Consider the following 15,114-nt stretch of genomic DNA (forward strand, 5'->3'; position numbering starts at 1 on the left):
GGCAGGTTTCGACTCAAGCGGCCTGTTCCGGCGCGGTGGCCCGTCGCCGCGTCGTCCCGAGAATGCGGGTCGAGGATGATTCCGCGAGGTGGCCTGAACCGGCGCGAGCTGCAGACGGGACCCGGGCTCAACCGAAGAGTGCAGCCGCCTCGTCGTAGCGGTAGCGGGGAACCGTGTTCAGCTCACCGAGCGCGTCGGCGAACGGCACACGCACGATGTCGGTGCCCTGCATCGCGACCATCTGACCCCATGCACCGTCGACGATCGCGTCAGCCGCATGCAGTCCGAGCCGCGTCGCGAGCACGCGGTCGAAAGCGGAGGGCGATCCGCCACGCTGGATGTGTCCGAGGATCGTCGCCCGCGTCTCGATCCCGGTGATGCGCTCGATCTCAGGGGCGAGCTGGTCTCCGATACCGCCGAGGCGCGGGCGATTGAACGCGTCGAGCCCCTTGTCGCTGTATGCCTCGTCCATGCCGAGCAGCTTGAAGCCCTCCGAGACGACGACCAGTGGTGCACGTCCGCGATCATGTGCACTGGTCACGAGCTCCGTGATGTCATCGATGGACATCGGCACCTCGGGGATGCAGATCACGTGAGCGCCTGCGGCCATGCCGGCATGCAGCGCGATCCAGCCGACGTGCCGGCCCATGACCTCTGCGACCATGCAGCGCTGGTGCGAGTCGCCGGTCGTGCGCAAGCGGTCCATGGCGTCCGTGGCGATGTTGACCGCGGTGTCGAAGCCGAACGAGTAGTCCGTCGCCTGCAGGTCGTTGTCGATCGTCTTGGGGACGCCGATGACCTTGATCCCGTCCTTCGCGAGACGGTCGGCCGCGGCGAGTGTGCCCTCGCCGCCGATCGCGATGATGCCGTCGATCTTGTGCCCGTAGAGAGTCTTGGCGATGTTCTCGGCTCCCCCGCGCTCGCCCTCGTAGGGGTTGGTGCGGCTGGTGCCCAGGATGGTGCCGCCGACCTTCGACAAGCCCTTCACCTCGTGTCGGGTCAACGGCATGAAGTCACCGTCGACCAGGCCACGCCATCCATCTCTGATGCCGACGAACTCCAGGTCGTACGTGGTGGTGCCCTTGAGCACGATGCCGCGGATGACCGCGTTGAGGCCGGGGCAGTCGCCGCCGCTCGTCAGGATGCCGATCTTCATGCTGGTGCCTTCAGACGTTCGGGAGATGGGGGGAAAAGGCGACGCTGCCTTCGATCGACCCTAGCGCCCCGGCACGTCCGGGCGCCATTCGGGAGCGACGAAAAACGTCGATCTTGACGGCTGGATTCTCCGAAATCGATGAACTTCCCGTTCGCCGGCGATCTGACCCTCCGCAGCGCGTTAAGAACAGTGGTTCTTGACGCTCAGATCTCGCCGAGCGCCTGACGCAGCAGATGCATGAGTGCCGCCAGCTGCACCGGTTCGGCCGCCGACTCGTCGACCGCTTCCCCGTCGAGCGCGCGAGCCGCGAGCCCCTGCTTCTGGTCGATCAACTCCGCGATCTTGGTGTCGATCGTGTGCGCGGCGATGATCCGCCATGCAGTCACCGGCTCATCTTGGCCGATCCGATGCACGCGGTCGATCGCCTGCGTCTGCTCGGCAGCCGTCCAGGACAGCTCGGCGAGGACCACGTTCGACGCGGCCTGCAGGTTGAGACCGACGCCCGCCGCGGTGAGCGAGCAGACGGCGATGCCGACCTCGGGGTCGCCGTTGAAGTCGTCGATCGCCTGCTGCCGGACCGCGGTGGTCTGGTCTCCACGGATCGACACCGAGCGGATGCCCGCGGCGGCGAAGTGCGCCTCCGCCTGGTCCATGACGTCGATGTGCTTCGCGAAGAAGACCACCTTGCCCACCGAGCGCTGGAGCTGTGCGGCGTAGTCCGCTGCGAGCGGAGCCTTCGCCTGACCGATACGGCGCACCATGGTGAAGACGTTGTCTCCGCCTGTGCCAGCGGCCTTCGACTCCTCGAGCTCGTTCTGAGCGACCAGCCGCACGATGTCGTCGTCGATCTCGCCGGGGGCGAGGCCGCGATCTCCCCGCGCCTCGATGATGCGACGGTAGCGAGCGGCGAGCCGCTCCCCCAGCTCGCGTTCGGCCTGGCGGATGCTGCGTCCGAACTCGTCGTCGAGCTGGACCGGCAGATCGGCGATGAGCTTGTCCGGAAGGTCCGCCGCCACGTCCTTCTTCTTGCGACGGACGATGCCCATCGAGATGACGGCGTCGCGCGCTTCCGGGTAGAAGGCCTTGTCTGCCGGCGTGAAGCCCGTCGCGTCGAGCTTCTCCATGAGCTCAGGGCCCGGCTTCTCACCGGTCGTCCACCCAAGGAAACGCCAGATCGCATCGAAGTCCTCGACATCGTTGATCAACGGCGTGCCGGTGAGGGCGAGCATCAGAGGGTTGTGACCCGGAGTGCGCTCGCGCACCTGAGCGGCCAGCGACAGCACGTTCTGCGACCGCTGCGACGAGAGGTTCTTGATGAAGTGGGCCTCGTCGACGACCATGCCTCGCAGGCCGATCGACGCGAGCCACGACATGTGCCGGTCCAGGATCTCGTAGTTGACGATGAAGACGTCGGCGAAGGCGTCGATGTCGTCGCCGTCTCCCTGGATGACCGTCGCACGACGCTGCGGCGTCCACCGCTCGACCTCGCGTGCCCAGTTCATCTTCACGACGTTGGGCACCACGACCAGGAGCGGGTATGCACCGGCGACGGAGGCTGCGAGCACGGACTGCGCGGTCTTGCCGAGACCCGGCTCGTCCGCCAGCAGGAAGCTGCGGTGCCCGGCCTTCACGGCTTCGAGGAACCGCGACTGGTGCACCATGACCTCGAGGCCCTTGGGCGAGATGTGGTCGAACTCCGGTGCAGGCGGCAGCTCCATCGACGCCGCAGCGCCGCCGGCCCCTGTCTCGAACGCCTTGTAGAGCGGACCCATGAGCTCCCAGCCGTCCAGACGACGGCGCGGGGTGGCGGCCGGACGCGGCGTGAGGTCGGGAGCCAGGAACGGGTTGGCCAGTTGCCGCGCCTCGACCGAGGGCGGGGTCACCTGTCGCTCGGCGATCGCGGCGGGAACCACCGAGATCTGCACCGGGGCAGCGTCGGCGATGATGAGCTCTTCCGGCGCCAGTTCGGCTCCGGATTCGAGCAGCCAGTCCCGACGCATGCGCTTCGCCACCGGCGACGTCGCCTGGTCGGCCTCGAGCAGCTGGATGAGCGACGTGTCGCGGGCTGCCGTCTTGGCGAGGATCGTCGCGACTCCGTCGAGCCGCTTGAGCAGCTCCGCGCGTGCGGGATCGGTGATCTCGCTGTCGGCCTTCACTCTCGCGCGCTCCTCGCGCACCAGGAAGGCGATCACCTGGAACTTCACCCGGTTCGTGGGTCCGAGCTTGCCGCGCTGCGACTTCGCCTCGATCTCGCGCACCTTGCGGGCGAGGATCGGGATGAGGGGTGCCTCGTCGTCGCGACGGGACGTCTTCTTGCGCCGCGTGGCGGCGGTTGCCGTGGTCGGCATGCTCCTCCTGAGCGTGAAAGCTCCGGCTTCCCCCGGGAAGCCATGGGCCGTTCTCGTTGTCCGCGTGTGGCACGAGCCAGGACCGTACGAACAGTGGGTCTTCTTCCCGTCGTGGTACGCGAGATTCGCGAAGTCCGGCGGGAGCCGATATCCATTCTATGTCATGACGCTCGCCCGAACGCGATTGCCCGCGCCGCGCCGCGCCGGAACTCGGACAGCGGGCCCGTTAGCCCGGGAGCCCCAGGGCACGCGCGGCGTCCGTCACGTCGGCACCCATCTGCGCCATGAGCTTGTCGATGCCTTCGAAGGCCACCATCCCCCGCAGCCTGTCGACGAACTCGACCGTGACGTCGTGCCCGTACAGGTCGAGGCCCGTCTCGCCCAGCACGTGAGCCTCCACCTGCCGGACGAGCACGTCGTCGAATGTGGGGTTCGTGCCGACGGAGATGGCGGAGGGGTGCCGGATACCGGTGTCGTGGTCGACGAGCCACCCCGCGTACACCCCGTCTGCCGGCACGAACGCGTCGACGATGGTCGACAGGTTCGCGGTCGGGAAACCCAGCTCGCGTCCGCGCTTGAGCCCGTGCACGACCTCTCCGCGCACGTCGGGGTACCGACCGAGCACGGTTGCCGCCGAGGCGACATCGCCCTCCATCAGCAGTTCGCGGATCCAGCTCGACGAGACGCGTCGCTCGGAGCCGGGGAGGTACACATCGTCGACGACCTCGACGGAGAAACCGTACAGCGGGCCCATCTCCCGTAGAAGCTCCGGAGTGCCCGCTCCCCTGTTGCCGAAGCGGAAGTCCTGCCCGACCAGAACCGTCGAGACCTGAAGGGCTCCGACGAGGATGTCGACGACGAAGTCCTCGGCACTGCGGGCAGCGAGCTGCTCGTCGAACGTGAGGACCAGGGTGGCGTCGAGTCCGAGCTCCCCCAGGAGTTCGAGCTTGCGCTCCACCGTGACCACGTTCTCCGGGCACCGGTCGGGCCGGATGACTGCGAGAGGGTTGCGGTCGAAGGTGACCGCGACCGCCCGACTTCCCGTCGCGGCCGCGGCTTTCTCGAGGCGTTCGATAACCACACGATGGCCGGCGTGAACACCGTCGAACTTGCCGATCGCGACCGCGCTCGGACCGAAGTCGCTCGGCACGTCCTCCGGGCTGCGGAAGACGATCACGCGCCCACCTCGACCGGACGCACGACATCGGCGGGCCGATGCGTGCGCAGCCACCAGATGCCGAAGACGGGAAGGATCAGCGGGATGAACAGGTAGCCCCGTCCGAAGAGCGACCACACGGTCTCGTGCTGGAAGAGATCGGGGAGAAGGATGCTCAACAGCCCGACGACGAGCACGCCGGTCAGCTCGAAGACGATGGCGACCCAGGCGACCGTGTACCAGCCACGGCGACGGGCCAGGACGAGGGCGAGCGTGGCGAGGATGTAGACGACGGCGGCGAGTGCGGAGAGCGAGTACGCCAGCGGCGCCTCGTCGAACCGGCGCACGATCTGCACGAAGCTGCGACCTGTCGCCGCCAGCGCCATGACGGCGTAGACGATGACGAGGACGCGACCGATTCCGGTCATCCGAGAGGAGGGGGCGGTGGGGCTCATAGCGCATTCCATCCTAGAGCCGCGGGAGGCCGCCGGGCTCCCGCGGCGACCACTCGCGTCACGCGATCTGGACCGCCCAGATGACCTGCATGCGCCACAGCATGATGGCGATCGCGAGTGCCGCGACCCCGAGGATCACCGTGCTCCAGCGGCTGCGCTCCATGAGCGCCCACAGCACGGCTCCGACCGGGAGCAGGGCAGCCGAGACCAGGTACACCCAGTACTCCAGGAGGTCTCCGGTCGGCGGGTTGCCCGCCAGCGGTGCGATGATGGCGACGATCACCTGGACGACGAGGAGCGCCTCGACGAGGGCGAGGGCACCGACGCTGAAGTCGCTCGGCCTTCTGCCGAGCAGCCCCGCGGCGACGCAGAACACACCGGCGGCGACCGCGATGACGATCTGCGCGATCGTGAACCACAGGATCATGGTACGACCTCCGGCATGTTCATGGCGCTCTTGAGATCCGCGCCGCGCTTCTCGACGATGCCGATCAGGGCACCGTCCTGGTCGATCGCCGCGCCCATCGCCTCGTGCAGACGTGCAGCCTGTCCGCTCAATCGCTTGCCGTGGCGGAGGTCGCGCGCGTCGTCGGAGGACATCTCGAGCACGGGCAGGATCCGCGCCGCTGCTTCGCCCGGAGTCAAGGTCGGCGCGCCCTCGAGTGCATCGAGCCCGACGGCCTCGGTCACATCGAACGGCCCGACCCTCGTGCGCCGCAGTGCCGTCAGATGACCGCCGACGCCGAGGCCCGCCCCGAGGTCTCGGGCGAGGGAGCGGATGTAGGTCCCGGACGAGCACTCGACGATGACATCGAGATCGACGTGCCCCTCTCCGCGGCGAGTGGCCAGCAGGTCGAACCGCGAGATCACGACGTCCCGTGCCGCGAGTACGACCTCTTCTCCCGCGCGCACCCGATCGTAGGCACGGCGACCGTCCACCTTGATCGCCGAGACGGCACTGGGGACCTGGGAGATCTCCCCCGTGAGCTCGGCGATGCCGGCCGACACTGCGTCGTCGGTGACCGAGGCCCAGGCATCGGCGGAGGCCGTCGTGAGGATCTCCCCCTCCGCATCGTCGGTGCCGGTGGTCTGGCCGAGACGGATCGTCGCCGTGTAGGTCTTGTCGGCACCCACGATGTACGTCAGGAGCCTGGTCGCCCCTTCGATGCCGATCACCAGCAGACCCGTCGCCATCGGGTCGAGGGTTCCGGCATGCCCCACCTTGCGGGTGCCGAACGCCCGCCGCGTGCGGGCGACCACGTCGTGACTGGTCAGCCCAGCGGGTTTGTCGACGAGGAGGATGCCGGGCGAGACCATCCTCCCAGCCTACCGACGGTGACGGGGCGGAGCGGTCACGGCGCTCAGCCGCAGACCTCGTACGAGGGCTCCGCACCGGTCGTCACCGTGACGTCCCAGGCGGTATCCGCACCCTCCCGGAACGCGAAGAACACGTGGGCGTCGGTCTCACTCGGGAGCATGATCCAGCTGTCGCTCCCGATCGTCGACGTCCCCTGCTGCGCGGCGGGGTATGCCGCGAGCAGATCGTCCCTGGTGGCGCCGACGCCCAACCCGGTCATCGTCTGGGGACCTGGAACCCCCTCGAGCGACTCACTCGTAGAGGAGACGGAGATCTCGCGGATGGGAGCGCTCGGGCTCTCGGTGCCCCGCACGAAGGACATGCCGTAGGCGGAATCCGACGCCGTCCACCACGCCGACCATGAGCAGTCGACCGCGTCGTTGGTCCATCCCGGTGCGAGACCGTCGAGCGTCGAGGCGAAGTCGCCACCGATCTCGATCGGCCCGACACCGGCGTCGTCGATGACCCAGGTGCTCGGGTCTGTCGCAACCTCGACTCTGGCTTCCGTCGTCGGGCTCGGAGAATCGGACGGTGTCTGGCTGGGACTGACTTCCCGGCTGTCGGATGGCGCGGGCGTCGCACCCCCGGTGCAACCGGTGAGACCGCTCGTGGCGAGAGCGGTGAGGAGGATGAGCTCGGCGGCGCGTGCACGGATCATGAAGCCCCTGACTCCGGTCTCGGGCCCCTCGGCCCGCTCACGTAGGCTGGAGGGATGCCCGACGCGCAGGTCCCTTCCGACGTGGTGTCGGCCCTGCCCGAATGGTACCGATCCACCGCCAGGGACCTGCCGTGGCGACGCCCCGAGTTTCACGACGAGTTCGGGGCCTGGGGTGTGCTCGTGAGCGAGTTCATGCTGCAGCAGACGCCGGTCGTGAGGGTCATCCCGCACCTCGATGCCTGGTTGAAGAGATGGCCGACGCCCGCGAGGATGGCCAGCGCGTCGACGGCGGACGTCGTGCAGCAGTGGGCGAACCTGGGCTATCCCCGGCGTGCGCTCTGGCTGCATCGCGCGGCCGTCGAGATCACCGACCGGCATGGCGGGGTCGTACCGCGCGGGGTGGACGATCTGCTGGCGCTGTCGGGTATCGGCGACTACACCGCCCGTGCTGTGGCCGTGTTCGCCTACGGCGACCGCCACCCGGTCGTCGACACGAACACCCGAAGGGTGCTCGCTCGTGCCGTCGAGGGCCGCGCACAGCCGGGCGCGCCGTCACGCCGAGACCTCGATCTGATGGCCTCGCTGCTGCCCGATGACATCGATGCCGCTGCGATGTTCAACGCCGCGGCGATGGAACTCGGCGCCACCGTGTGCACGTCACGATCACCACGATGCGAGCTGTGCCCGTTGGCAGGCAGTTGCGCCTGGCTGGCGGCCGGCAGACCCGACACCGGGGATGAGCGGCGACGCCAGGCGGCTTACGAGGGGTCGGACAGACAGGCCCGCGGCGCGGTGCTGCGGCTGCTGCGGACCCTGGATCCGGAGCCTGTTCCGCTGGCGGCCGTGCTGCCGGACTGGCCTGACGCGGGTCAGCGGGATCGCGCCATCGACTCCCTCATCGCGGACGGCCTCGCGGAAGCCGACGGGTCAGCGCTGTTCCTGCCGCGCTGAACGTCTTCCGCAGGCGATCACGGCAGCCGACGCCTCGACGGGTCCGCACGCTCAGACGTGGTGATCCGTGCGATGCGCGAGCACCGTCAGCTCGACCCTGCTCCGCACGTCGAGCTTGACGAAGACCCGACCGAGGTGCACCTCCACGGTGCGTACCGAGACACGCAGCGCCTCCGCGATCTCGCGGTTCGCGGCTCCTCGGACGGCGCGCATCGCGACCTCCAGTTCGCGCGCCGTGAGCCGGAGCGCCCAGGCCGAACGGCACGCGGAGAGAGCCTCCGCCACGGGGAGGATGCTTCCTTCCCTGGCATCGAGGCGATCCAGCCTGTTCCGGATGGCTCTGGCCCAGGCGGTTGCGCCGGAGATCTCGAACAGCCGCTCCGCGTACTGGAGGTGGATCCTCGCTGACGCGTGATCGTCACGGATCGCCTGCTGCGTCCCGAGCATCATCTCCACCCGCGCCCTCGCGAACGGCGAAGTGAGAGTACGCGCGATCTCGCTCACCTCTTCGCTCTCGGAGGGCCACCGCCCGTCCCCCGCTGTCGCGATGCGTATCCGCAGCTCCTGCGCGAGGGCGATCTCGGGAGGCTCGACCGCCGCGGTCCTGACGCTCTCCTGACCGACGAACGCCATCTCCTCCAGCCCCGGCACCACCAACGTCGGCTGCGGTGCGCCGCGATCGGACCAGAGCCGGAACGTCGCGGCAGCCTCGTCGAACGAACCGGCGAGGAACGAGCGGATGCCGCGGTCCACGAGCAGATCGACCTTCACTCCCACGGGGAGGGCCGCCGTGAGCGAACGGGCGAAAGGCCCGAGCTCACCGAGCACGGCCAGGTCGAGGCGCCGGGCGAGGACCACGCCGAGGCCGGCGAACGGCATCGCGATCGGAAGCCGGAGAGCCGATTGCATCAGTCGGTCGCGCGCAAGCCCGATGTCGCCCCGCCAGACCAGCAGCAGCACCTCGATGACCGCGCGATAGGCCTGGATGACCGGGCTGTTCTCGTACCCAGGGACGAGAGGATCGGGGCCGACGGACAGGACCGATCCATCGGTCGACAGCAGGCGGAGCGCACGATCGATGTCTCCGTCCGTCGCGGCGCGCAGTGCGCGGAGCATGCCCCCGCTCGCCGGACCGGCTCCACTCACGGCGTCGCCGCCGCGATCGCCCACGATGAGCCAGCACAACGCGACGGCGGGATCGCGGAGCTCATCGCCTGCATCCGCGCGGGCGGCCCCGTCTCGCAGGACATCGAGCCAGGTGCGCATCCCGATCCGGTCGCCGCGCTCGGCGCACAGGACGGCCGCGAGAGCAGCAGCCCTGGTCCAGTGGCGCCAGTCCTCCTGATCGAGCGTTCTCGACCGCAGCGTGGTCGGATCGACGGCGGGTACTGCGCCCTGCACGAACGTCCGAGCGACGATCAGCGCGCCGAGGCCGGCGATTCGATGATGCGTGCTTCCACGCGGATAGAGACCTCCCAGCCATGCTGCGGCCTCCGCAGCGAGTCCGGCGCTCAGGGCCGAGGCGCCGGCGACGAGACATGCCTCGTCCTTGGCATCGTCCACGGCGTGTCTATGCGCCTCGGTCGCGAGCAGCAGCGCACGGTCGGGTTGTCCGGCCTCGGAGAGCCGCCGGGCGAGCCGCGTGAGTCCAGGTGCGGTGGACGGGGCTCCCTCGAGTGAAGCCCGCGCCTGGTGCCAGTCCGCACTCGCGCGTTCGCCCCGAGCACGGAAGAGCGCGCTCAACCGCTGGTGAACCGCCGCAGTCCTGGCCGCGCAGGTCGTCGCCTGCACCCAGACGGAAAGTCTCGCATCGACGAGCCGTGCGCGACCGGCGTGCACGAGCACGTGATCTGCGACAGATGCATCGGCCAGTTCGGTCGCCGTTCGTCCGTCGAAGGCGAGCAGCGGACCGAGAGCGTCGTCCAGGCGCACCGCGAGCGCGAGCAGCAGCTCACGATCACGTTCGTCGAGTTCCAGGTCGGCGAACCGGAGCGCGATGGCCGGCACCAGCGGGAGCGGCGTCGGCAACGACTGCAGCCCGTGACGTTGAGCCGGTGTCAGACGCTGGACCACCTCGCGAATCGTCGGCACGTCGCCATCGACGGCGTCGGACAGACGCGCGAGAACGTGCGGAGCGCATCCGAGATCCTGCTCGAGGAGATCCGCCAGGAGAAGTCCGGCCGCGGCGGGCGCGACGAACGGCCCCCCAGTCGTGTCCGTACCCTCGATGCGTCGATCCCCCTCAGCTTCGCGGGATCGGGTCCCGCGGAGCCGAGCGTATCAAACGGCTCTCACTCCGAGTTGTCTTCCGTGCGGTAGGGGTCGGCGTCGCCGGCGTGCGAAGCCGAAGAAGCCAGCTTCGCGACGTCCGCATCGCGCTGCTGCGCCTCGCGGAGCAACGCACCGATGTGGTCGGCGTTCTCCGGCAGCGCGTCCGGGATGAACTCGAGCGTCGGCACGAGTCGTGTGCTCAGCTGTCGTCCGACCTCGCTGCGCAGCATGCCGGTCGCGGAGGTCAACGCGGCTCCGCTGGAGATGCGCTCCTCCTCCGTGCCGAGCACCGTGTAGAACACGGACGCGTGCTGGAGGTCTCCGCTCACACGGACGTCGGTGATGGTGACGAAGCCGAGGCGTGGATCGCGCAGCCCCTTCTCCAGCCGCTCCGCGAGGATCACGCGGATTCGATCCGCAAGTCGGGCCTGTCGTTCGCCTGCCATTGTTCTCTCCCTGTCCAGGAACCCTCAGGGCGTCCCCCGTCTCCCACGAACCGGAAGGAACGGGGAGACGGGGAACGCCCGAGAGTGTTTCGAATAGATCAGCCGCGAGGCTTCTCGATGAGCTCGGTCGTCTCGATCTCGTCACCGATCTGGATGTCGTTGTACTTCCCGAGTCCGATACCGGCCTCGTAGTCCGTACGGACCTCGGTGACATCGTCCTTGAAGCGACGCAGCGACTCGATGGCGAGACCATCGGCGATGACGACGCCGTCGCGGATGACGCGAGCCTTGGCGTTGCGGGTGATCGTTCCCGATCGCACGATGACACCGGCGATGTTGCCGAACTTCGAGGAGCGGAACACCTCGCGGATCTCGGCGACACCCGACTGGACCTCTTCGTACTCCGGCTTGAGCATGCCCTTGAGCGAGCTCTCGATCTCGTCGATCGCGTTGTAGATGACGGAGTAGAAGCGGATGTCCACGCCCTCACGAGCGGCGCGCTCGCGCGCCTTCGTGTCCGGGCGGACGTTGAAGCCCACGATGATCGCGTTGTCGATCGTCGCCAGGTTCACGTCGGACTCGGTGATCGCGCCGACACCGCGGTGGATGATGCGCAGCTGCACCGAGTCGTCGACCTCGATCTTGAGCAGCGACTCCTCGAGTGCCTCGACGGCACCGGAGACGTCACCCTTGATGATGAGGTTGAGCGACTCGACCTTGCCCTCTTCGAGAGCACGGGTGAAGTCCTCGAGCGAGATGCGCTTGCGGGCCTTGGCCAGCTGGGCGTTGCGCTCGACCGCTTCACGCTTCTCAGCGATCTGACGGGCCATGCGGTCTTCCTCGGTGACGATGAAGACGTCGCCGGCGCGCGGTACAGAGTTCAGACCCTGCACCTGGACCGGACGCGACGGGTAGGCCTCGAGGACCTGCTCGCCGTTCTCGTCGGCCATCGCACGCACACGGCCGTAGGCCGTACCCGCGACGATCGCGTCGCCGACCCGGAGCGTTCCGGACTGGATGAGCACCGTGGCGACCGAACCGCGACCCTTGTCGAGCTTCGCCTCGATGGCGACACCGCGAGCGGCCTTGTTCGGGTTCGCGGTCAGGTCGAGGCCGGCATCCGCCGTGAGCAGCACGGCATCCAGGAGATCCTGGATACCCGTGTTCGCCCGAGCGGAGACGTCGACGAACATGACGTCGCCACCGAACTCCTCGGCGACGAGACCATACTCGGTCAGCTGCTGACGCACCTTCGAGGGGTTGGCGTCGGGCTTGTCGACCTTGTTCACCGCGACCACGATCGGCACGTTCGCCGCCTGTGCGTGGTTCAGCGCCTCGACCGTCTGCGGCATGATGCCGTCGTCGGCTGCGACCACGAGGATCGCGAGGTCGGTGACCTGCGCACCACGGGCACGCATGGCGGTGAACGCCTCGTGACCCGGGGTGTCGATGAACGTGATGGCTCGCTCGATGCCCTCGTGCTCGGTCCAGACCTGGTAGGCACCGATGTGCTGGGTGATGCCGCCGGCTTCTCCCTCGATGACGTTGGTCTGACGGATCGCGTCGAGCAGTCGCGTCTTACCGTGGTCGACGTGACCCATGACGGTGACGACGGGAGGACGGATCTCGAGGTCTTCCTCGCTCTCCGCCTCCAGCTCGGCCTCGAGGTCGAGACCGAAGCCCTCGAGGAGCTCCTTGTCCTCGTCCTCGGGCGAGACCATCTGGATCTTGTAACCGAGCTCCTCGCCCAGCACCTCGAACGTCGCCTCATCCAGCGACTCGGTGGCCGTGGCCATCTCGCCGAGGTTGAAGAGGATCGTCACGAGGGTTCCGGGCTGCACCGTGTAGCCGGTCAGCGTCTCGATCTTGTCCGCGAAGTCCGCGATCGATGCGCCGCGACGCATGCGGATGATCTCTCCGTTGCCGCGGGTGACGTTGACGCCACCGACGACCGGAGCACTCCGCATCTCGAACTCTTGCCGCTTCGCCCGCCGCGACTTGCGCTGCTTGCTCTTGCCGCCGCCCTTACCGAAGGCACCTGCCGTGCCACCGCCGGGTCCACGGCCGCGACCGCCGCCACCACCGGGACGACCGGCGAAACCGCCGCCGGGACGTGCACCGGGGCCGCCTGCTCCACCGGGTCCACCGGCGCCGCCGGGACGACCGGGGCCTCCGGGACGCTGCTGGAACGGAGCACCGGGACGACCACCCTGGCCACCGCGGGGTGCACCAGGACGAGGCGAGCCGGGCCGAGGCGTACCCGGACGGGGTGCACCGGGACGAGGCGCCTGAGGACGCGGGATGTTCCCCGGAGTCGGACGCTGGCCCATGCCCTGCGCCGAGGCGAAGGGGTTGTTGCCGGGACGGGGACCGGCGGGACGCTGGCCCATGCCCTGGGCGGACGAGAAGGGGTTGTTACCCGGACGCGGAGCGCCCGGAGTCGGTGCACTGCTCTCGGCGGGTGCCGCCGCCTCCGGAGCTGCAGGCGCGGGAGCCGCTGCTGCAGGTGCAGGAGTCGGGTCCGCGGGTGCTGGAGCAGCGGGGGCCGGAGCCTCCGGGGCGGGCTTGGGACCGGGCTTGGGGCCGGGCTTGGGGCCCGGTTTGGCGCCGGAACTCGCACCGGGCTTCGCCGCAGACGCGGCCGGCTTCGCGGCCGGAGCAGCAGGGGCTGCGCTCTTGAGCGAGCTGTCGGCCTCGATCGCCGCGCGCAGCTTGCGCGCCACCGGCGGTTCGATGGTCGAAGAGGGGCTCTTCACGAACTCGCCGAGTTCCTTGAGCTTTGCAAGTGCGATCTTGCTGTCGACGCCGAGTTCGGCGGCGATCTCATGTACGCGTGGTTTACCAGCCACAATTCTCCTGTCTGAGTCGGTCCACCCAGACAGGGCAGACCACTAGTCGCGGACGGGTCTCATTTCGAGCCGTTCACTTTGTTTCCATAGCTGTTCAGCCTTTGTTTCTTGGTGGGTGCTGTTCGAAGGTCCGTGTGTCCAGCTGAGTGTTCACACGCAGTGCTCGTCCGAAGGCTCGTCGCCGCAGAGCGGCCTCCATGCATTCGGGTGTCGGATGCACCCACGCGCCGCGCCCCGGCAGGACAGCACGCTCATCGGGGATGAGGGTGTCGTTCTGGGCAACCACCCGGAGAAGGGCGGAGCGGGGAGCACGCGTGCGACAACCGACGCACGTTCGTACGGGTTCCATCTTACACCTGCGTTTCACCCCGCCTCGCCCGTTCCCGGGCGCGGCGGAAGGCCGAAGCCGGTCAGTCGAGGACGCTGTCCGGCTGGATGTCGATCTTCGCCCCCGTGAGCTTGGCGGCCAGGCGGGCATTCTGGCCCTCCTTGCCGATCGCGAGCGACAGCTGGTAGTCGGGCACCAGCGCGCGGACGGCCTTGGTGCCGGCATCGAGCACGAAAGAGCTCGTGACCTTGGCGGGTGAAAGCGCGTGCGCCACGAAGGTCGGGAGATCCGCGTCATAGTCGACGATGTCGATCTTCTCGCCGGCGAGCTCCTCGGTCACCGCGCGCACACGACGACCCAGCTCACCGATGCAGGCGCCCTTGGCATTGATCGAGGGGTCGTTCGCCTTCACCGCGATCTTCGTGCGGTGTCCGGCCTCCCGGGCCAGCGCCACGATCTCGACCAGACCGGCCGCGATCTCCGGCACCTCCAGGGCGAAGAGCTTGCGGACGAGCCCAGGGTGCGTACGCGAGACGGTGATCTGCGGGCCCTTGAGCCCCTTGGCCACACTCGTGACGTAGACGCGCAGGCGCGAGCCGTGCGTGTACTCCTCGCCGGGCACCTGCTCCTCAGGGGGAAGGATCGCCTCGACGGAACCGAGGTCGACGTGGATCATGCGGGGATTCGGGCCCTGCTGGATCACGCCGGCGACGATGTCGCCTTCCTTGTCCTTGAAGTCGCCGAGCACGACGTCGTCCGCGATGTCACGGAGACGCTGGCTGATGACCTGCTTGGCGGCGAAGGCGGCGATGCGGCCGAAGTCATCCGGCGTCGCGTCCTCTTCGCCGATGATCGCGCCCTCTTCGTCCTTGACGACCTGCAGGACGGCGACGTGGCCGGTCTTGCGGTCGAGGTCGACGCGGACACCCTCGGGCGTGACGCCGTCGGCTGCGACGTGCTTGGAGTACGCGGTCAGGATCGCCTGCTCGATGATGGCGACGAGCTCATCGAAGGGAATCGCCTTCTCCTTCTCGATCCCTCGCAGCAGACTCAGTTCGATGTCCATGACGGCCTCTCTATTCAGCTCTCGTCGCGCCTGTTCGCACGCGCGACATCCGTACCACGATACCCTGTGCCCA

General features: G+C 68.5%; 13 protein-coding genes. 1 reads left to right on the plus strand and 12 read right to left on the minus strand.

Features of this window, described 5'->3' with window-relative positions; all coding sequences use genetic code 11:
• Window positions 1-127: 127 nt before the first annotated feature.
• From FFS56_RS01225 to FFS56_RS01255, 7 genes are all read right to left on the minus strand, one after another.
• On the minus strand, window positions 128-1,156 hold the full coding sequence (locus FFS56_RS01225) for a 6-phosphofructokinase (RefSeq protein ID WP_046748279.1): 1,029 nt from the start codon (window positions 1,154-1,156) through the stop codon (window positions 128-130).
• Window positions 1,157-1,359: 203 nt separating this feature from the next.
• The gene (locus tag FFS56_RS01230) at window positions 1,360-3,504 is read right to left on the minus strand and encodes a DEAD/DEAH box helicase (RefSeq protein WP_127012290.1); all 2,145 of its coding nucleotides are present in this window, start codon (window positions 3,502-3,504) and stop codon (window positions 1,360-1,362) included.
• 226 nt (window positions 3,505-3,730) lie between these two features.
• Entirely contained in the window at window positions 3,731-4,681 is a 951-nt protein-coding gene (locus FFS56_RS01235) for a bifunctional riboflavin kinase/FAD synthetase (protein ID WP_046748277.1), read from the minus strand.
• Window positions 4,678-5,088, minus strand: coding sequence for a hypothetical protein (locus tag FFS56_RS01240; RefSeq protein WP_171010960.1), 411 nt, complete (start codon window positions 5,086-5,088; stop codon window positions 4,678-4,680). The genes FFS56_RS01235 and FFS56_RS01240 overlap by 4 nt, the downstream gene beginning before the upstream one ends.
• An 85-nt stretch (window positions 5,089-5,173) precedes the next feature.
• Window positions 5,174-5,542, minus strand: coding sequence for a hypothetical protein (locus tag FFS56_RS01245; RefSeq protein ID WP_046748275.1), 369 nt, complete (start codon window positions 5,540-5,542; stop codon window positions 5,174-5,176).
• Window positions 5,539-6,432 carry a tRNA pseudouridine(55) synthase TruB gene (gene truB / locus FFS56_RS01250; RefSeq protein ID WP_127012291.1) on the minus strand — a complete coding sequence of 298 codons (894 nt, stop codon included), beginning with the start codon at window positions 6,430-6,432 and terminating at the stop codon, window positions 5,539-5,541. The genes FFS56_RS01245 and truB overlap by 4 nt, the downstream gene beginning before the upstream one ends.
• Before the next feature lie 44 nt (window positions 6,433-6,476).
• Window positions 6,477-7,130, minus strand: coding sequence for a hypothetical protein (locus FFS56_RS01255; protein ID WP_127012292.1), 654 nt, complete (start codon window positions 7,128-7,130; stop codon window positions 6,477-6,479).
• A 54-nt stretch (window positions 7,131-7,184) separates the two neighbouring features.
• Here FFS56_RS01255 and FFS56_RS01260 point away from each other — a divergent pair, with 54 nt between their 5' ends.
• Complete coding sequence (locus FFS56_RS01260; protein ID WP_046748272.1) at window positions 7,185-8,081, plus strand: A/G-specific adenine glycosylase; 897 nt, start codon at window positions 7,185-7,187, stop codon at window positions 8,079-8,081.
• A gap of 51 nt (window positions 8,082-8,132) precedes the next feature.
• Here the strand turns inward: FFS56_RS01260 and FFS56_RS01265 are convergent, their stop codons facing one another.
• From FFS56_RS01265 to nusA, 5 genes are all read right to left on the minus strand, one after another.
• Window positions 8,133-10,172: a helix-turn-helix transcriptional regulator gene (locus tag FFS56_RS01265; protein WP_137771843.1), complete on the minus strand. Its 2,040-nt coding sequence runs from the start codon at window positions 10,170-10,172 to the stop codon at window positions 8,133-8,135.
• Window positions 10,173-10,372: 200 nt separating this feature from the next.
• Window positions 10,373-10,798, minus strand: coding sequence for a 30S ribosome-binding factor RbfA (rbfA, locus tag FFS56_RS01270; protein WP_127012294.1), 426 nt, complete (start codon window positions 10,796-10,798; stop codon window positions 10,373-10,375).
• 98 nt (window positions 10,799-10,896) lie between these two features.
• The gene (gene infB, locus FFS56_RS01275) at window positions 10,897-13,647 is read right to left on the minus strand and encodes a translation initiation factor IF-2 (protein WP_127012295.1); all 2,751 of its coding nucleotides are present in this window, start codon (window positions 13,645-13,647) and stop codon (window positions 10,897-10,899) included.
• Between the two features lie 94 nt (window positions 13,648-13,741).
• On the minus strand, window positions 13,742-14,125 hold the full coding sequence (locus tag FFS56_RS01280) for a YlxR family protein (protein WP_307723508.1): 384 nt from the start codon (window positions 14,123-14,125) through the stop codon (window positions 13,742-13,744).
• Window positions 14,058-15,041, minus strand: a complete 984-nt coding sequence (gene nusA, locus FFS56_RS01285; protein WP_046748267.1) for a transcription termination factor NusA — start codon at window positions 15,039-15,041, stop codon at window positions 14,058-14,060. Before nusA ends, FFS56_RS01280 begins: the two co-directional genes overlap by 68 nt.
• Window positions 15,042-15,114: the final 73 nt, after the last annotated feature.

This window comes from Microbacterium sp. Beta (assembly GCF_005502545.1).
GTDB lineage: Bacteria > Actinomycetota > Actinomycetes > Actinomycetales > Microbacteriaceae > Microbacterium > Microbacterium oxydans.

Excerpts from the sequence above, each read along its gene's own strand:
- FFS56_RS01280 (WP_307723508.1), bottom strand. The coding sequence starts at position 14,125 with ATGCCCGCCTGGCCGCCAAGCTCACGGGGGCGAAGATCGACATCCAGC.
- FFS56_RS01225 (WP_046748279.1), bottom strand. The coding sequence starts at position 1,156 with ATGAAGATCGGCATCCTGACGAGCGGCGGCGACTGCCCCGGCCTCAAC.
- FFS56_RS01245 (WP_046748275.1), bottom strand. The coding sequence starts at position 5,542 with ATGATCCTGTGGTTCACGATCGCGCAGATCGTCATCGCGGTCGCCGCC.
- FFS56_RS01260 (WP_046748272.1), top strand. The coding sequence starts at position 7,185 with ATGCCCGACGCGCAGGTCCCTTCCGACGTGGTGTCGGCCCTGCCCGAA.
- truB (WP_127012291.1), bottom strand. The coding sequence starts at position 6,432 with ATGGTCTCGCCCGGCATCCTCCTCGTCGACAAACCCGCTGGGCTGACC.
- FFS56_RS01255 (WP_127012292.1), bottom strand. The coding sequence starts at position 7,130 with ATGATCCGTGCACGCGCCGCCGAGCTCATCCTCCTCACCGCTCTCGCC.
- FFS56_RS01240 (WP_171010960.1), bottom strand. The coding sequence starts at position 5,088 with ATGACCGGAATCGGTCGCGTCCTCGTCATCGTCTACGCCGTCATGGCG.
- nusA (WP_046748267.1), bottom strand. The coding sequence starts at position 15,041 with ATGGACATCGAACTGAGTCTGCTGCGAGGGATCGAGAAGGAGAAGGCG.
- rbfA (WP_127012294.1), bottom strand. The coding sequence starts at position 10,798 with ATGGCAGGCGAACGACAGGCCCGACTTGCGGATCGAATCCGCGTGATC.
- FFS56_RS01230 (WP_127012290.1), bottom strand. The coding sequence starts at position 3,504 with ATGCCGACCACGGCAACCGCCGCCACGCGGCGCAAGAAGACGTCCCGT.